The 18,101-nt window shown below is 67.7% G+C and carries 14 protein-coding genes and 1 pseudogene; 10 read left to right on the forward strand and 5 right to left on the reverse strand.

All coding sequences use genetic code 11. The features are described from left to right. Position 1: 1 nt before the first annotated feature. From QGN32_RS07550 to QGN32_RS07570, 5 genes are all read left to right on the forward strand, one after another. Positions 2-2,293: a TPR repeat domain-containing protein gene (locus QGN32_RS07550; protein ID WP_326547978.1), complete on the forward strand. Its 2,292-nt coding sequence runs from the start codon at positions 2-4 to the stop codon at positions 2,291-2,293. A gap of 26 nt (positions 2,294-2,319) precedes the next feature. Further along, positions 2,320-3,156: a hypothetical protein gene (locus tag QGN32_RS07555; RefSeq protein ID WP_326547979.1), complete on the forward strand. Its 837-nt coding sequence runs from the start codon at positions 2,320-2,322 to the stop codon at positions 3,154-3,156. A 46-nt stretch (positions 3,157-3,202) separates the two neighbouring features. Further along, positions 3,203-3,652, forward strand: a complete 450-nt coding sequence (locus QGN32_RS07560) for an SRPBCC family protein (protein ID WP_326547980.1) — start codon at positions 3,203-3,205, stop codon at positions 3,650-3,652. After that, a complete protein-coding gene (locus tag QGN32_RS07565; RefSeq protein WP_326547981.1) occupies positions 3,645-5,438 on the forward strand; it encodes a sulfatase-like hydrolase/transferase in 1,794 nt (597 codons plus the stop codon). Before QGN32_RS07560 ends, QGN32_RS07565 begins: the two co-directional genes overlap by 8 nt. A 137-nt stretch (positions 5,439-5,575) precedes the next feature. Then, a complete protein-coding gene (locus tag QGN32_RS07570) occupies positions 5,576-7,210 on the forward strand; it encodes a fatty acyl-AMP ligase (RefSeq protein ID WP_326547982.1) in 1,635 nt (544 codons plus the stop codon). A 283-nt stretch (positions 7,211-7,493) separates the two neighbouring features. On the opposite strand, the pseudogene QGN32_RS07575 reads toward QGN32_RS07570, so the two are convergent. Next, positions 7,494-7,950: pseudogene (locus QGN32_RS07575) on the reverse strand (dioxygenase family protein); the annotation flags it as partial. A 31-nt stretch (positions 7,951-7,981) separates the two neighbouring features. Next, a complete protein-coding gene (locus QGN32_RS07580; protein WP_326547983.1) occupies positions 7,982-8,635 on the reverse strand; it encodes an NUDIX hydrolase in 654 nt (217 codons plus the stop codon). 75 nt (positions 8,636-8,710) lie between these two features. On the opposite strand from QGN32_RS07580, the gene QGN32_RS07585 reads away from it, so the two are divergent. Both QGN32_RS07585 and QGN32_RS07590 read left to right on the forward strand, forming a co-directional pair. Then, on the forward strand, positions 8,711-10,156 hold the full coding sequence (locus QGN32_RS07585; protein WP_326547984.1) for an ADP-ribosylglycohydrolase family protein: 1,446 nt from the start codon (positions 8,711-8,713) through the stop codon (positions 10,154-10,156). A gap of 141 nt (positions 10,157-10,297) precedes the next feature. Beyond that, positions 10,298-11,662: a flavin monoamine oxidase family protein gene (locus tag QGN32_RS07590; RefSeq protein WP_326547985.1), complete on the forward strand. Its 1,365-nt coding sequence runs from the start codon at positions 10,298-10,300 to the stop codon at positions 11,660-11,662. Here the strand turns inward: QGN32_RS07590 and QGN32_RS07595 are convergent. Then, positions 11,631-12,641 (reverse strand): ERCC4 domain-containing protein, encoded by a 1,011-nt coding sequence (locus QGN32_RS07595; RefSeq protein WP_326547986.1) that lies wholly within the window; start codon positions 12,639-12,641, stop codon positions 11,631-11,633. The two genes, QGN32_RS07590 and QGN32_RS07595, sit on opposite strands and share 32 nt — an antisense overlap. Before the next feature lie 151 nt (positions 12,642-12,792). Beyond that, a complete protein-coding gene (locus QGN32_RS07600) occupies positions 12,793-13,167 on the reverse strand; it encodes a type II toxin-antitoxin system death-on-curing family toxin (protein ID WP_326547987.1) in 375 nt (124 codons plus the stop codon). A 57-nt stretch (positions 13,168-13,224) separates the two neighbouring features. Here QGN32_RS07600 and QGN32_RS07605 point away from each other — a divergent pair. Then, positions 13,225-14,122, forward strand: a protein-coding gene (locus tag QGN32_RS07605; RefSeq protein WP_326547988.1) for an IS5 family transposase whose coding sequence is annotated in 2 segments (ribosomal slippage) — positions 13,225-13,571 and positions 13,570-14,122 — 900 coding nt in all. Because the reading frame shifts where the segments join, the coding sequence is not laid out codon by codon here. On the opposite strand, the gene QGN32_RS07610 is transcribed toward QGN32_RS07605, so the two are convergent. After that, a complete protein-coding gene (locus QGN32_RS07610) occupies positions 14,108-14,314 on the reverse strand; it encodes a CopG family transcriptional regulator (protein WP_326547989.1) in 207 nt (68 codons plus the stop codon). The two genes, QGN32_RS07605 and QGN32_RS07610, sit on opposite strands and share 15 nt — an antisense overlap. Before the next feature lie 75 nt (positions 14,315-14,389). On the opposite strand from QGN32_RS07610, the gene QGN32_RS07615 reads away from it, so the two are divergent. Both QGN32_RS07615 and QGN32_RS07620 read left to right on the forward strand, forming a co-directional pair. Beyond that, the gene (locus QGN32_RS07615; RefSeq protein ID WP_326547990.1) at positions 14,390-15,424 is read left to right on the forward strand and encodes a DUF2293 domain-containing protein; all 1,035 of its coding nucleotides are present in this window, start codon (positions 14,390-14,392) and stop codon (positions 15,422-15,424) included. A 139-nt stretch (positions 15,425-15,563) separates the two neighbouring features. Continuing rightward, the gene (locus tag QGN32_RS07620) at positions 15,564-18,098 is read left to right on the forward strand and encodes an SEC-C metal-binding domain-containing protein (RefSeq protein ID WP_326547991.1); all 2,535 of its coding nucleotides are present in this window, start codon (positions 15,564-15,566) and stop codon (positions 18,096-18,098) included. Positions 18,099-18,101: the final 3 nt, after the last annotated feature.

Consider the following 18,101-nt stretch of genomic DNA (forward strand, 5'->3'; position numbering starts at 1 on the left):
CGTGGGGTTGACGTTGGCCGACGTTCAGCGTTGGGAACCCGAACAGATCGACGAGGTCTCCAAAGCGGCGGCCCACCGCGCCCGCACGAGCGGTGAGACGGCCGAGGCCTTGCGCAATCTCTCGGTGTTCGGGACATGGAAAGGCCAGGCAGGTGAGGCCGCGAAGCAGGCGATCGAGCAGTCGGCCACCAAGCTCGACGTCACCCAGAAGGACGCCGTGCTGGTGTCGCTGTTCGCCGGGCGCGCCGCACAGGATGCCCGCACGGTGAAGAACGACCTGGACAGCCTTGTGCAGTACGCCGCCGCCGCGCCTCCGGTGCAGATCGATATGGCGACCAACACGGTGATCCCGCCCGACACGACGGGCTGGGCAGAGGAGGACATCGCGCAGCTGGCGGCCAAGACGGCGGAGGTCGAGAACCGCATGGTGGCCGTTCTGGCCGCCGCGGAAGAGGTCGACGGCGACCTGGCGCGAGTGCTGTCCGCGGCCACCGGCGGCGATCCCGCTTCGCCTGGCGAGCAGGGCATCGCCGACGGGGAATCCCTCCAGGACGGCGAAATCAGCCCGGAAGAACTGGCCCGGCTCGAGGAGAACACCACGCTGACCCCCGAGCAGCAGGAAGCGTTGGCGCGTGGCGAGCTGGTGCTGCCAGCGAGTCAGATGGCTTACCTCAACCAGCTGTCACGATCCCTGGATGGCAAGGGTCCGGCCGAGATTCGCGCGATGATGGAACAACTCGGGCCTGACGGCGGGCGAGTCGCCGACGCGTTACAGCTGGTGTCCAACGAGAACATCACCGTGGCCGGCGCCGACCCCGCCGCGAAGCCCGGCGACGTCGGGTACGTGCCCATCCGCGGTGGCATGCAGAACCTGCCGTCAGGGATCCGGGAGACCCTTGAGGCGCCGCTGCGCGGGCCGACCGCTCCGACCCAAGGGACCGACGCGAACGGTAAGCCCAGGATCGAGTTACCGGACCCGTACAAGCCGTTCCCGCACCTCGACGAGTACCGCGACGTCGCCGCGATCGTCGCCGCCGGGGACGCCGAACTGCAGCAGGGCACGGCGCTGGACGCCGCGCTGCTGGACAAGTCGGAACAGGTCCTGCGCGACATGCACGACGCCCCCGATATCGCCTGGAAGCAGGACGTCGGGCTCGGGCAGCGGCTGGTGGACCCGGCGGTGCAGGACATGCTCAACGCGGCCGGACGCGACCCGATGGCCGTGCACGACGCGCTGGCAGGAGCCGACGGTGCAGCACCGAATGCCGGCTTCATCGAGGACCTCTTCACCCACCAGTGGGCCGACGACGGAGCGGCGGCCGGCAGCCTGCTCGAGGGCACCGGCGCCGTCCCGGCCGATCTGACCGATCCCACTCAACTGTTCCGGGCCGAGCAGGCCGGCCAAACGATGCACGCGGTCGACGAGTGGGTCGGAAACAACGCCCCCGAGTTGCTCGACGTCCGGGGCACCGACGGGCAGGCGCTCGGACAGGTGAACCCCGAACTCACCCAGGCCCTCGCCGAGGCCAACAAGCCCTACATCGACGACATGCTGGGCAATCCGCTCGACAACACCAGAGGCTTCGCGCCCCTGGACGATCTGAAGAACCCCGAGATGCCGCACACCCGGGACCTGTTCGCGGTCATCGACACCGATCCCGATGCCGCCGCCACCCTGAACAGTCAGGCGTACGTCAACGGCATGCAGTACCAGGCCAATTTCGAGCAGTCCATCATCGACGGCGGCGCGGTCAACACCGCGGACCTGCAGTCCGCGGGCAGCTTACGCGGGATCATCGACTCCGGCGCGAACATCGCCGACAACGATGCCATCGAGTACGGCAACCTTGCTGACATCCGAGCCTACGAAAGCCGTGGCGAGTGGTTCGACGCCGCAAAGAAGATCGGTGGCGAGATCCCCGGCGTCAGGACCTTCCTCGACTTCGCCGACAAGATACCCGGCGACCCGCTGCAGCAGATCTTCGTCGGAGACGCACCGGTACCCGACAACCCGACCTACGTCGTCCAGGAGAGTTCAGAGGCGTTGCAGTACGCCGTCGCCCAGCGGCTGCTCGACAGCGACATCGGCGATCCGCGGTTCTTCGCCGAGGCGAACCTGATCGACCCCACCACCGGCCGGCTCAAGCCGTTGGAGGGCGACTTCGCCGACTTCCGGACGGCACTCACCAACTACTTCAACGGAATCGACCCGTCGGTGAAGTCGGGTATCGAGGACTACGAAGACGCCTACCGGGATGCGCTGCCCAGACCGCCGGCGCACACGGGACGATGAACGCGAGGACGATCATGCGGTCGTGGATGGTTCTCCTCCTCATGGTGGGGTTGGCGGGCTGCCGAAGCGACGAACAGCCCGAGCAGGCATTCGCCAACTGGCCGGAGGCGCTGGCTGACTTCCGGTTCCGATGGGCGGCCGAACCCGGCATCGATCTCGTCACAGGGCCGGCGGTGCCCCTGCGGGCGTACGTGGAGTCGTACCGGGTCGCCCAGTTCACCGCCGACTTCGGCGCCGCCTACCCGGGTTTCGACCGCGCCGTCCCACCGGCGTCGACGCCCCCCTTCTCCTCGAGCACCCCCGCCCAATTGGTAAGCATCCGACCGGTACTCGACGCCGAGCCGTTCGGACCCGCGGGCGCGTTCTACGGCAACGAGTATTTCCATGTCCTCGAGCTCACCCAGATCGAGAATGGGTACCGCGCCTACGTGTGCGACGGCCTGTACAAGATCTTCCGCGAAGGTCAGCAGCACGAAACGTTCGAGTCCGTCGTCCGCTACGAGGGCCGCACCGGCCTCAACGACGTCGACGGCCTTAAGGTCTGGCGGGTCGAATTCACCGACACACCAGCCGATCCCAATGACCCCGCGATGGTCAGCACAGCCCAGAATGGGCCGAATCCCGCACCGGTCGACGACGTGTTCGGTCCCTGGCGCATCACCGGCGCCGGCGACTACCAGTGGGGGACGCCGATCACCCGCGAATTCACTGCCGACCAGACCGTGGACGGCGAGCGACGCCTCTCCAAGTGCGCCGACCGCATGCCCGCCAACCGGGAGAGGCGCCAAGCCTACTTCAGCAGTGCCCTCGACACCCCGCCGACGACGGACCCCGCGGAACCCGGCTGGCCCGACCGCCGCTGATCTCGAAATGGGTGACGACGTCGTCGGTTTCGCGTAGCGTGGGGCGGTGGCCGATATCGACCGCAGCCGCGTCATCGCGGCAACCCCCACACAGATCTGGGACGTGCTGGCGGATTTCGGCGCCCTCGCCTCATGGCTCGAAGTCGACCACTCCAGCATCCTGAGCCGGGGGCCGGACGGCGGCATGGTCGGCACGACACGCCGGGTGCAGGTCGGACGAAACACCTTGGTCGAACGCATCACGGAATGCGACCCGCAGTACGTCCTCGGCTATGACATCGCGGGCCTGCCGAAGGTCATCGGCAAGGTCAGCAACCGCTGGACCCTGGAACCGACGAGCGGCGGCGAGACCGTCGTGACGATCACCAGCACCGTCCGAAAAGGACGTGGCAGAACGCAGCAACTCGTCGAGCGCTTGGCCTGCAGGGCATTGGCCCGTGGGTCCGACACCATGCTCGCCGCGCTGGCGACGCGATTGGAGGAACCTCGTGACTGAACGCCCCGACATCATCATCGTGATGACCGACGAGGAGCGTGCGGTGCCGCCCTACGAGGCGCCCGAAGTCCTGGCCTGGCGGCGCGACACGCTCACCGGGCGCAGGTGGTTCGACGAGCACGGCGTCAGCTTCGAAAAGCACTACACCGGTTCGCTGGCCTGCGTGCCCAGCCGCCCGACGATCTTCACCGGCCACTACCCCGACCTGCACGGCGTCACGCAGACCGACGGCATCGGCAAGGTCTACGACGACTCCCGCATGCGATGGCTGCGCCCGAACGAGGTGCCCACACTGGGCAACTGGTTCCGCGCGGCCGGCTACGACACGCACTACGACGGCAAATGGCACATCTCGCACGCGGACCTCACCGATCCCGCCACCGGTCAGCCGTTGGCGACCAACGACGACAACGGCGTCGTCGACCCGAAAGCAGTGCAGCGCTACCTCGACGCCGATCCACTTGCGCCGTACGGGTTTTCGGGATGGGTCGGCCCGGAGCCGCACGGCGCGCCGCTGGCCAACGCGGGGGTGCGGCGCGACCCGCTCATCGCCGACCGGATCGTGGCGTGGTTGAAAAACCGCTACGCCCGGCGTCACGCGGGTGACGTCGACGCGCAGCGCCCGTTCCTGTTGGTGGCGAGCTTCGTCAACCCGCACGACATCGTGCTGTTCCCGGCGTGGCAGCGGCGCAGCCCGGTGAAGCCGACGCCGCTGGATCCGCCACCGGTACCGCCGGCGCCGACGGCCGAGGAGGACCTGTCGACCAAGCCCGCCGCGCAGATCGCGTACCGGGAGGCCTACTACTCGGGGTACGGCCCGGCGCCGGCGATCGACCGCACCTACACCCGTCAGGCCCAGCACTACCGCGACCTGTACTACCGGCTGCACGCCGAGGTCGACGCGCCGATCGACCGCGTGCGGCGTGCGGTGACCGAGGGAGGCTCGGAGAACGCGGTGCTGGTACGCACGTCCGATCACGGCGATCTGCTCGGCGCGCACGGCGGCCTGCACCAGAAGTGGTTCAACCTGTACGACGAGGCGACGCGGGTCCCGTTCGTGGTGGCCCGAATCGGTGCTCGGGCGACGTCGGCGCGGGCGGTGTCGGCGCCGACGTCGCACGTGGACATCGTGCCGACACTGCTGGGCGCGGCGGGTATCGACGTCGAGACGGTGGCGGCGTCGCTGGCCGAGACCTTCTCCGAGGTGCACGCACTGCCGGGCCGCAACCTGATGCCGGTGGTGGACGGCGCCGCGGCCGACGAGTCGCGAGCCGTGTACCTGATGACGCGCGACAACGTGCTCGAGGGCGACACCGGCGCGTCGGGTCTGGCGCGCAAACTGAAGCGGTCAACGAATCCCCCTGCGCCGCTGCGTATCCGGATACCAGCGCATGTGGCGTCGAACTTCGAGGGTCTGGTGCTGCGTGTCGATGAGCACCGCGGCGAGGGGCATCTGTGGAAACTGGTGCGCACCTTCGACGATCCGGCGACCTGGACCGAGCCCGGGGTCCGACATCTTGCGGCGAACGGCATCGGCGGTGAGGCCTACCGGACATCGCCGCTCGACGACCAGTGGGAGCTGTACGACCTGACCGACGACCCGGCCGAGGCCCGCAACCGGTGGGCCGATCCGGACCTGCACGAACTGCGCCAGCATCTGCGGGTAGAGCTCAAGCAGGCCCGTGCAGCGTCCGTCCCGGAACGAAACAACCCGTGGCCGTACTCGCCGCGTCGCACGCCCCCCGCGCATCCCGGCCTGCTCCGGCGGGTGCTCAGACGCGTCTGAACCGACGTCGGCGCGCTGACCGTGCCCGACGGCCTCTGGTGTGTACAGTCGGACTGCCTGACGAGCTCCGCCTGTCGCATCGACCGTGGCGACGGATCACCTAGTACGGCGCTGTCACGCCGGGGCTGGAGATTCCAGTGAGCCAATTCACCGACACGATGTACCGGAATGCCCGGTGGAGCACCAAGGGGATGGTCACCGGCGAACCGGTCGCCCCCGTCCGACACACGTGGGCCGAAGTGAACGAGCGGGCCGGCCGCATCTCGGGTGGGCTGGCGGCGGCGGGCATTGGACACGGCGACGCGATCGCCGTACTGGCCGGCGCCCCCGTCGAAATCGCACCGACCGCCCAGGGCATCTGGATGCGCGGCGCCAGCCTGACCATGCTGCACCAACCGACGCCGCGCACCGACCTGGTCCGCTGGGCTGAGGAAACGACCGCGGTGATCGACATGATCGCCGCCAGGGCCGTCGTTGTCAGTGAACCCTTCATGGCGGCCGCGCCCGTGCTGGACGGACTCGGCATGACGGTACTGACCATCGAGTCGCTACTGGCGGGCCAGTCCGCCGACCCGATCCAGACCACCGACGACGACGTCGCGCTGATGCAGCTGACGTCGGGGTCCACCGGTTCCCCCAAGGCCGTTCAGGTCACGCACGCCAACATCGTCGCCAACGCCGAGGCCATGACGGTCGGCTGCGATTTCGACATCGACACCGACGTGATCGTCAGCTGGCTGCCCTGCTTCCACGACATGGGGATGACGGGCTACCTGACGGTGCCGATGTACTTCGGCGCCGAACTGGTGAAGATCACCCCGATCGATTTCCTGAACGATACGTTGTTGTGGGCCAAGCTGATCGACAAGTACAAGGGCACCATGACGGCCGCCCCGAACTTCGCCTACACCCTGTTGGCCAAGCGGCTTCGACGGCTGGCCAGCCCGGGCGAGTTCGATCTATCGTCGTTGCGCTGGGCACTGTCGGGCGCCGAGCAGGTGGAGCCGCTCGACGTCGAGGACCTCTGCGAGGCCGGGGCGCCGTTCGGGCTGCGGGCCGAGGCGATCGTACCGGCCTACGGGATGGCCGAGACGACGGTGGCCGTGTCATTCTCCGAATGCGGCCGGGGGATGGCCGTCGACGAGGTCGACGCCGACCTGCTGGCCGTACTGCACCGCGCGGTGCCCGCCACCAAGGGCCATACTCGTCGGCTGGTCAAGTTGGGCCGGCCCTTACACGGTCTGGAGGTGCGGGTGATCGACGAAGACGGCGCGGAACTGCCGCCGCGCGGCGTCGGCGTCATCGAAGTACGTGGCGATCCGGTGAGCAGGGGCTACACCACCGTGGGCGGGTTCATCCCGGCGCAGGACGAGCGCGGCTGGTATGACACCGGCGACCTGGGATATCTCACCGAGGACGGCGAAGTGGTGGTGTGCGGACGCCTCAAGGACGTCATCATCATGGCCGGGCGGAACATCTACCCGACAGACATCGAGCGGGCCGCCGGGCGCGTCGGCGGGGTGCGGCCCGGCTGCGCCGTGGCGGTGCGCCTGGACGCGGGGTTGTCGCGCGAGACGTTCGCGGTAGCCGTCGAGAGTACGAACTTCGCCGACGCCGCCGACGCGCGCCGCATCGAGCGGCAGGTTGCGCACGAGGTGTTCGCCGAAGTCGACGTGCGACCTCGCAACGTGGTCGTGCTGGAGCCGGGCATGATCCCGAAGACACCGTCGGGCAAGTTGCGGCGCGCGCACGCGTTGTCGCTCGTCAGCTAGCCCCCTTCACCGCGAGCCCCCTTCACCGCGAGCCCCCTTCACCGCGAGCCCCCTTCGCCGCGAGCGTGCGGGTCTGTACACGACACGCCGCGGGTTTGCGACATTCTGCGCACGCTCGCGGGCGATGAGTGTGCTCAATCGCCCGCTGTCCCCCTGCGCCACCAACCTGTCGCCCATTTCTAGGCCAGGGTCGTGCGTACGCGAAAAGCACAACCCTTTCAGAAACCGTGGAAGTCAAAGATCCGGCGGTACAGCAGTTTTGGCGAGCGACCCGACCATCGACGGCATCCTCCGGCAGGGCCATCTGCGAGTCAGCCGGGCGTTCTCGCAGGCGACCGCTGTTTCGAGCGAGTCGAACACCTCGAAATGGATGCGCGGCCAACGCCCGGGATAGCAGGCCGGGAAGATGGATGTGAACGACACTCGCCCGTTCCCGTCGGCGACCTGCACACCGCGCAGGTAGTTCTGGTCGGCGGTGTCGGGACTGTAGAGGGAGTGGCTTCCCGCGCGATCGCAGTGCCAGATATGTACCGCAAGGCCCGCACCCGGGGGGCACGCCCTGGTCAGGTCGAAAAGCGTCAGGCCATTCGCGTCGCGATCCCCTCGGCCACACCGGTATAGGACGCGAAGCTCGGCCGGATGTCGCTGCGGAGGACGCCGGACTCGGCGAGCACATTCGGCCCGTTCGTGCCGTCACCGGGATACGGCCCAGCGGTCTCGGGCGACGCGGCGTCAAGGCACGCCGTCGGGCTGTGCGACGGCTATGAGCGGTTAAGCGTCGCGCCGGAACACTTCCGCGGGACGTCCGCGGCCTCGCGTCGTCGTCGCGCCCGTCGCGATCAGGTGCGGTTCCATCGCGCGACGGAATGTGTCGCGCTGCAGCGGGTGCCCGGCGACGGCCTCGTGGGCGAGCCGCAACTCGCGGAGAGTGAACTCGTCGCCGAGCAGCCCGTCGGGGTCCGGCTTGTCGGCATAGCGCGAACGGATGTGGTCGACGGCGAGCTTGATGATCCCGGCGTGGTCGAACGGCAGCCGCCCGTGCCTGTCGATCGGCATGAGCCGGGTCCGGCCAGGGAACCGCGACTCCAGCCGCCCGGGTTGCACCACCTCGACGTGCGCCACGGAGAGCACCCAACCGCGGTCGTCGCGCCTGGGGTCGTCGAACACGCGCAGCTGCCGCGGGTGCAACCCTCGTACGTTGGCCTTCTCCTGCAACGAGCGATCGACGGCGGCGGCCAGCACCTCACCCTGATGCAGGAAGGTGCCCGGCAGCGCCCAACCCTTGTCATGTGGCCGACGCACCTCCAGCACGACCAGGCCCGCTGCGGGGTCGAGCGTGAGCACCGCGGTGTCCACCGCTACCGACGGCCGCGGATACTCGGCGAGGGTCCGCCCACTGGCGTCCCGGTACGGATGACGGCTCATGTCGGTGCCTCAGCGTACAGTGTTGACGATTAGCGCGGATATGCGCAAAAAGGCTCCCGGGAGGAGGCGGAGGATATGGCGTCTTACAACGATCGTGTCGAGGGTGTGCTGTTGGGGACCGCGGCGGGGGACGCCCTCGGCGCACCGTACGAATTTCAGCCGCCGCGCAAGCCGGACCAGCAGGTGGCCATGACCGGCGGTGGCGTCTGGGAACGCGGCGAGTGGACCGACGACACCGCGATGGCGGTCGCGATTGCGGAGGTCGCTGCAACGGGCGTCGACCTGCGGGATTCGGCAGCACACGATGCCATCGTGGACCGATGGCTGGAGTGGTCGCACCACACCAAAGACATTGGCATCCAGACAGGTTCAGTGCTGCGTTCGGCGGCGCGCAGCGGCACCATCACCGCCGCGGCCGCCAGGGCCGCGTCGAAGGAGTACCACGGGCGCACCGGCCACGCGGCCGGCAATGGCTCGCTGATGCGGACCGCACCCGTCGCGTTGGCGTATCTCGACGATGAGGACGCCATGGTCGAAGCGGCCCGCGCGATCAGCGAGCTCACCCATTTCGACCCGGATACAGGTGATGCGTGCGTGTTGTGGTGCAGTGCGATCCGGCATGCGGTGCTCACCGGCGCGCTCGACGCGCGTATCGGACTGCGGTACCTCCCTTCCGATCGGCAGCGGCTATGGGCCAAGCGGCTCGACGATGCCGAGAACGGTGTGCCCGCGTCGTTCCCGAACAACGGTTGGGTGGTGACAGCGCTACAGGCGGCGTGGTCGGCGATCGCGACGACCCCGGTGCCAGAAGATGATCCGGCCGCCGGCGTGTTTCGCGCCGACCACCTGCCGCGGGCGTTGGACGCCGCAGTGCGGGCGGGCTACGACACCGACACCGTCGCAGCGATCGCGGGTGGTCTGCTCGGCGCAGCCCACGGCGCGTCGGCTGTCCCGGGTGAATGGCGACGGGTGCTGCACGGCTGGCCCGGCGCCACGGCGCACCGCCTGGTCTCATTGGCGTCGGCGATCGAGCGCGGCGGCAAGCCGGAGCTGTTCGACCACTCGTATTCGGGTTCGCCGATCGACACGTGTGCGCGCCATCCCTACGACGACGGCGTGGTGCTCGGCGGGATCGGGGTGTTGCGCGACCTGCCCGCCGACGTCGACGCGGTGGTGTCGCTGTGCCGGCTCGCCGACGAGGACATGCGCGACGACATGCCCCACGTCCAGGTGCGGCTGATCGACCAAACAGACCGCGACGAGAACCCTCATTTGGATTACGTCCTTTTGAACACGGTCCAGCTGGTCGAGGAGCTACGTCGCGAAGGCCGCACCGTCCTCGTGCACTGCGTCGCCGCGTACAGCCGCACACCGACCTTGGGCGCGCTGTACGGCGCACGGCTTCGCGGGGTGAGCGTCGACGAAGCGGTGCGCGAGGTGACTGCTGTGCTGCCGGATGCATACCCGAACCGGGCCTTTCGAGAGGCGTTGCGGCGCATCGGGAGTGGGGGGCCGCGGTGACGATCCGTTTGCCGACGCAACGTTGTGTTGACAGGCGGCACGATTCGGCGTTGGCTCTAGATGCCTTCGCGTCCTGGAGGGCGTGCCGAGGCTTGCACCCGGCCGCCCGGCCCCGCGCAAACCCATTCGAAGGGGCCACTCATGGCGGACGTGGACTATTGCGTAGTGGGCGCCGGGTTCGCCGGCTTGACCGCCGCGTTGCGCCTGAAGCAGGCAGGTCATTCGGTGGCGTTGCTGGAAGCCCGCGACCGCGTCGGTGGCCGGACCTTCACCGAGGTACGGGACGACGGTGCCTGGATCGACCGCGGCGGTGCCTGGATCGGCCCCGGCCAGGACGCCATCTACGCGCTCATGAAGGAATTCGGAGTGCCGAGCTACAAGCAGTACACCGACGGCGACGCGATGATGTACGTCGACGGCAGAAAGTACCGGTACACGGGAACGATCCCCCTGTCGATGAGCCCGTGGGCCGTCGCCAACATCGGCACCGTCTTTCTCGAACTGACACAGATGTGCAAATCCATTCCGGTGGAGGCCCCGTGGGCCGCGCGCAAGGCGCACAAGTGGGACCAGATCAGCTGGGCGGCGTGGCTGGACAGGAACACGTTGTCCAAGCCCGCCCGGCAACTGCTGGAAAGCTCGGTCGCCGGACTGTATACGTCGGCGGCGTCGGAAATCTCGCTGTTGTTCGTGCTCTACCAGATGGCGGCGGCCGGCGGGCCCAGCTTCGTGCTGGGGGTCAAGGATGCGGCCGAGGACGAGCGACCGGTCGGCGGCATGGGCGCCGTCCACCGGGCGGTGGCGACCGAACTAGGCGACGCCATCCACCTGTCCCAGCCCGTGCGAAGCATCGAGCAGAGCGCCGACGCGGTGGTCGTGCGATCCGATGACATGGTGGTCAACGCGCGCCGAGCCATCGTCGCCGTACCGATTTCGATAGCCAGCCAGATCCGTTATGAGCCAATGCTTCCCGTCGATCGGTTTTTCCTGCACCAGCGGATGCCCAGCGGGGCGGTCTACAAGATCGCGCTGGTGTACGACGAGCCGTTCTGGCGGGCGGACGGCTTGTCGGGCCAGTCGTTCACGCCGGGCTCACCGGCCAACCTCACGATCGATTCATGCACCGACACCGGCAGTCCCGGGATGTTGACCGTCATCACCGAGGGCCCCGAAGCACGCCGGCTCGGCGGCCTCGGCGACGACGAGCGTAGGAACGCGGTACTGAACGCTGTCGCGGAAAGATTTGGCCGCAAGGCGCTTTCGCCCACCGACTACGTCGAGCAGAACTGGTCCGTCGAACGCTACTCGGGCGGCGGGATGATCGCCCACACCCCGCCGGGCGTGCTCACCGAGTTCGGTCCGGCACTGCGTGAGCCGTGCGGGCGCATCCACTGGGCCGGCACCGAAACCTCGGCCGTGATGTACGGGTTCATCGACGGCGCCGTGCGCTCGGGCGAACGGGCCGCCGCGGAGGTCATGGAGCGTGAAGCGATGGCGGTGGCGTGACCGGAGGCTGATCGTTTGCCTCGCGCCAGGCCTGCCAGATCTCCGGGCGCAGTCGACCGCGATCGGACACCGGCAGCCCGGCGTCACGCGCCCAGGCGCGGACCGAGGCCGTGCTGGACCCCGACGTCGACGGCGAAGTGACCGCGACCGGCACCGTCGCAATGCGCTGCAGCACAGCCTCTTCGGTGACCGCCCACGTATGTGCGGCGGCGAGGAACCGGTACGTCCACTCCTCGGCGAGCCGCCGAGTCTCGCAGAACACGATCGGCACTGTAGGCCAACGAATCTGCAGTTCGGCGAGGTGGTCGGCCAGGACCGCCGGACGCACGAAGTCGACCCGGAACAGCTGTGAGTACCGGTCCTCGACGACGACCGCCGCGCGCGGAAGAGATGCCAGATGCCCCATCTGGTAGCGGAGCTTGCCACTGGTCAGGCTGGAAGCCAGATCCGACAACGACTTTCGCTCCACGCTGGCCACCAGCGTGCCGTCCACGGCGATCCCGTAGTCACCGCACGGCAGTGCCCGCCGCTCGAGCCTGACCTGCTGGGTGCCGAACGTGTACGCATACCGTTCGTGCGCGTCCACCAGTATCGGCAACTGCTCGATGCCCTGAGCACGCGCTGTCGGGGTGCGGACATTGGGTCGCGCCTGTTTCCGCGTGCGCGGCGACTGCCAGAACACCGTCTCGCGCCCCCGCGCGGTGGTAAACACGATCTGCGATCGGTTCTCCCGGCCGCGTTTCAGGATCACGTCGATCGCGGCACCTCGCCGTTGGCACGATTGCAGCGGTAGCCGTTCGACGATCTCGGCGTCAGCGGGCCATTCGTCGACGCTCATCGGGTGGCAGTACAGCGCCTTGACGCGCGGCCAGGTGCCCGACGTCCGAAACAGCAGGTCCCCGCCCGGCTGCGGCACACGCAGCAGGTAGGGCAGCCGGGAATCCCGCTGCGGATTCACCGCGATCAGCAACTCCGCCACGAGTCCCAGTGTGCCGTGCCGTCGGCCTGACCTCAGCCCGGCGTGCTATAGCGGGTGCGGCCACCCCTCGTCGCAGGTCGGCAACTGGACATACCTGCTCTTCGCACGCTCGTACCGAGGCATGGCCCGCAACACGGCGCCGGAGCGATGTTCAGCCGCACCATGGCCGCAGTTGCGCGGCGATCTCGTGTACTTCGTCGATTGCACCAGAAGCAATGGCGATCATGAAGTCGAAGCGGTCGTCCTCGCTGGCCGTCACCCACTGGCCGTTGAGACCCAGGAGAACCTGGCATGCAGTCCATGCCAGGCGTTTGTTGCCGTCGACGAGAGCGTGGTTGCGACAGAGGGAATGCAACAAGGCGGCGGCTTTGGTGTGGATGTCAGGATAGGCCTCGGAGCCGAAAACCGTGGCCTGGGGGCGGGCCACTGCGGATTCCAACAATCCGTAGTCCCGGGCGGCAGCTTCCCCCTCGATCGCGTGCGCGGCGACGAGACGCAAGTCATCGAGGTCCAGGTAGACGCTCACGTGTCGGCTAGGGCGTGTCTGACAAAGGTTTTGGGTGCTGTGCCTGAAGCTTGAGGGATGTCGCGATTCGAGTTGTTGTCCGATGCCCAGTGGGCGTTGATCGAGGATCTGTTGCCAGTGCGGACGGGCAAGCGGGGCAGGCCTTTCCAGAATGCCCGCTCGATGGTGGAGGGGATCATCTATCGGTATCGGTGTGGAATCGCCTGGCGTGATGTTCCCGAGGCGTTTGGGCCGTGGCAGTCGATCTGGACCTGGCATCGACGGATGAGTGCCGATGGCACCTGGGACAGCGTGTTGGCGCGGTTGCTAGCCGCCGCCGAGGAGGCCGGGATCATCGATTGGGCGGTGGCCGTGGATTCCACGATTGCGCGCGCCCATCAGCACGCCACGAACGTCACCCGCCACACAGGGGGCTGGGTCGAATTACACGAATCCGGGCGTCGAGCCGCCTGACCACGGTATCGGTCGCTCACGCGGCGGGCTGACCAGCAAGATCCATCACCTCGTCGACGGCCGAGGACGACCCATGGTGGTGCTTGTGGGCCCTGGCCAAGCCCACGACGGGCCGGTGTTCGAGCATTTGCTCGCGCACTTGAAAGTGGACCGCCGCCGCGGTGGCCGAGCGCGTACTCGTCCTGATCGCGTCCGCGGGGATCGGGCCTATTCCAGCCGCGTGACCCGCACTCGACTCCGCCGGCGCGGCATCGGCGCAGTGATTCCCGAACCGTCCGATCAGATCGCCCACCGCAAGCGGCGAGGATCGCGCGGCGGACGACCACCGGCTTTCGACGCCGAGGATTACAAGGGCCGCAACGTCGTTGAACGCAACTTCAACGTCGTTAAGCAATGGCGCGGATTGGCCACCCGCTACGACAAACTCGCCATCGTCTACCGCGGCGCAGCAGTCCTACGCGCCATCACCCTCTGGCTACCCCATTTATCAGACACGCCCTAGTCGCCGTAGCACACCCTGCTCGCGTTCAATGACCTTGTCCAACACCGCTTTCACGTCGGTTTGATGAGCACGACGCTCGATGTACTCATCGATCGCCGATAGGGCCACGGCCTGCATGGACCGTCCCTCGGCAGCAGCCTGCCTGCGCAACGCCTCGGTCTGCTTCTCGTTCGTGCGCAGAGTCATACCCATGACTCGGCATGATACCACTCTGATACCAAAGGATGGTTCGCGTTATTTGTCGCACCGCGGAAGTAGCGTTGGTTCATGGCGAAGGTCAAGGTCGAAACGCGAGTGGCGCGAGTCGCCGAGGAGGTGCTGACCGAACGAGGAGCGGTCCGCCTCGTCGACATCCTGGTCGGCCTCGGCTGGCTCGCGGCGCCCAATGTAGCGCGGTGGGAGCGGGGCCGTGTACCCAAGCTTGATATGACGGTCCAGGTCGACGGCGCAAAGGTCATCGAAGCAGCGGAAGCGTTGCAGGACTGGGCTCAAGGGCGTGATCTGGAGCGACGGGACGGAAACTACGGCGACCTGGTCTTCACCACCGATCCCAATCCCGACGTCGAACGCGCGTACCGCACACACTGGGCGACACCGGGTCATGTCGACCCGGTGACCGAGCGGCCGGCCCGTCCCCGCGAGATCGTCGTGTTGTTGCCACACAACGCGTGGGAGTGCTCATCCTGCGGCGACACCGGCGACTTCCTCCTCAAGGGCAAGATCGGCACGCTATGTCTGCACTGCGCCGACCTCGGCCACCTCGAGTTCCTGCCGTCGGGCGACGCAGCACTGACTCGTCGCGCCAGGAAAGCCAGCCGACTGTCTGCCGTCGTGGTCCGCTGGAGCAGACGACGCCATCGCTACGAGCGACAAGGCATCCTGGCGGAGCCCGCAGCGCTCGAGCAAGCGGCACAAGAATGCCTGTCGGACGCCGATCTACGTGGGCGCCGCAGGGATCGGGACAAGCTTCGTCGGGAAGATGAGGATGTGCGCTTCCAAGGCGAGTTCGCCGCCGCGATCCGCGAGCAGTTCCCCGGATGTCCACCCGAGCGCGCCGGGGCGATCGCACTGCATGCCGCGGTCCGCGGCAGTGGTCGCGTGGGGCGCAGCGCGGCTGCGCGGAGGTTGGATCCCGACGCGGTCCGCCTGGCGGTCGCCGCGTCCGTCCGCCACCTCGACACCGACTACGACGACCTGCTCATGTCGGGCGTCGATCGTGATACCGCGCGAGCGCAGGTATACAACCGCGTCGAGGACGTCCTCAACGCATGGCGCGACGGTGTCGCGATGCTCGACAAATAGCGAGACTCCCTACTGATTGCGTGCGGAACCAGTATCCGTATGTCCGAAGTCGTACGCGAGCAGTTCGTCCATACTTCAGCTGTCTGCCTCCTGTGGATAACCGGCGAGCAAACCCCGACGCGCGCGTAGGGTGGTCGACGTGACGGCGACGCCTGACCTCATTGCGGTCCTCGCGGAGATTCTCACAGACCAAGGCCCCCTGCATCAGGATGAGTTCGGCCAGCACCTGCGCGACCACGGCGTCGACGATCCGGCATCCGCCTTACAGTGGAACCTGCTCGAGATGGATTGCCCGGCAAGGCAGCTGGTCGACGGTCGCTGGGTATGGCTGCCAGCCCTGCTGACCGGGCGGGTGTTCACCCACCGGGTCAGCACAGATGAAGCGGCCCACGACGTACTCACCCTGGGGCCGGACCTGAGCCCGATCGCCGAGCTGTGCGAGCATGAGGAATATCAGCACCTCGGCGACGGGTCAACCGCTTCTATCGTGGTGGCCGACTACGACGACGAACTGCTCGACGAGCGGGCCATTCCGGCCGGGGTGGTCGATTCGGACGGGGCGCTACTCCTCCTCGAACCCGGGGCGTTGGCGCGACTCGGCCTCGCTGAAGGCGACATGGTCGGCCTGCGGCTGACCACCGACGGACTCGTCCTCGAGGGGGTCGACGTCACCACCCAGCACACCGCCGGCGAACGGCTGGCCGCGGCTCTTGACGCGGACGAACCGACCTTCGCCGACGCGGCAGTATGGACAGCGTGCGTCGCGGACTCCGCACTGTTCACCGACCCGCTGCCGCCACTGAGCGAGATTTTCGACAAGCACGGCCTGGCGTACCGTGGCGACTGGCTTGCCCCCAGCGGGTTCGACTGGGACCGTTGGCAATTCGAAGGTCGATGCGAACTACTGGCCCAGCGGCACGACCTCGACCTCCAAGACGCGTCAGCCCTTGCCGCCCTAATCGAGATCCACGACCACTTGTGGCGGATTCTGGCCCAGTCGGATGGCGCAGATGTAGCAGAAATTCCGGCCCCCGAAGCCGCCGGTTCTGGCGTTCTCGGCGAAATGGGGGCACACCTTGCCGACCCGCTGCTGGCTGAGCTGCTGATGGCCGAAACCGTCGGCGCCGACCCAGGCCGTGCTCCCGCGCTGGAGCTCTTCGCCGAGATGCTGGAGCCCAAGGTGCCGCGCGCCGCGCGGGTGGCGTGTCGGTGGCTGCGCGCGGTGGCGCTGGAGCGGGTCGGCGACGTCGCCGAGGCGGAGCGGGAACTGCTCGCGGCCGAGTCGATGGATCCTGATTGGCCGCCGCCCTTGATCGATCTGGCCCGCATCGCCTCTGATCGTGGCGATGCCGAGCGCGGGTTGAGGTTGTTGCGTCGTGCAGGCGCCGACGCAGACCACCCGCTGGTGGAACTGTTGCAGACATATCGAGCCGAGCCGCGCAGTGATCTCGGCCGCAACGATCCGTGCTGGTGCGGGTCGGGACGTAAGTACAAGAAGTGCCACCTGGGGCATGAGCAGTTGGCACTGGCCGATCGCGTGCAATGGTTGTACACGAAGGCGATTCAGCACGTGCTAGACGCGGAATGGCGGGAACTGCTTGCCGAATTGGCCTACGAGCGATATCGGCACACGCACGATCTCCCGGAGGCGATCGAAGCCGGGATGGCGGATCCGCTGGTGATGGACATCGCGCTGGTCGAGGGCGGCGCGTTCGCGGACTTTCTCGAGGCGCGGGGTTCGCTGTTACCTGACGACGAGCGCTGGTTGGCCGAGCAGTGGCTGCTGGTCGACCGTTCGGTGTTCGAGGTGGAGAGCGTGAATCCCGGTGTGAGCGTTGCCGTGCGCGACGTGCGCACCGGTGACACCCACGAGGTGCGCGAGCGGACGGCCAGCCGGCAGCTCAAGCCCGGTCAGTTGATTTGCACGCGCGTGCTTCCCGACGGCGAGGGCATGCAGTTCTTCGGCGGAGTCGAGCCGGTCGCACTCCACGAACGCGATCCGTTGATCGACCTTCTCGACGTGGGCCCCGATCCGGTGGAGCTGATGGCCGCCCTCAGCCGACGGTTCGCGCCGGCGACGCTGACCAACACCGAGGGTGACCCATTGGCGATCTGTGAGGCCACGTTGCGGGTCGGTGATCCCGAGCGGCTCGAGGCTGTGTTGGACGAGGCCTACGACCGGTTGGACGACGAGGACCCGCCACGCTGGCATGAACACGTCAAAACTCATGGAATGTCGCGTATCCGGGCAATGCTGGTGCGTGAGGGAGAAACGCTTCGGGTCGAAACCAACAGCGCCGAGCGGATGGATCGCGTGCTGGCCACGTTGCTGCGGCGCGACCCCACGACACGAATCATCGACGAATCGCGCCGCCCGATTCGCGACACCCGCGACGCCGCCGAGTTGGCCAACGAGGTGCCACGTTCCGAAACGGCGCTCGACCCCGCTGATCCCGAGGTGGCCGCGATGCTCGATGAGTTCGTTCGCGAGTACGAAGCCAACTGGCTCGTCGCGCCCATCCCCGCTCTCGACGGTCACACACCGCGCGACGCGGCCGCCGATCCCACTCGGCGCGGTGATTTGATCAGACTCCTGGCCAGCTTCCCCGCCGATGACGGCACTCCCGGACACATGAGCGCCGACCGGTTGCGCAAGGCCCTGGGCCTCGAGTAGGCG

The sequence above is a fragment of the Mycolicibacterium sp. ND9-15 genome, from assembly GCF_035918395.1.
Lineage (GTDB): Bacteria > Actinomycetota > Actinomycetes > Mycobacteriales > Mycobacteriaceae > Mycobacterium.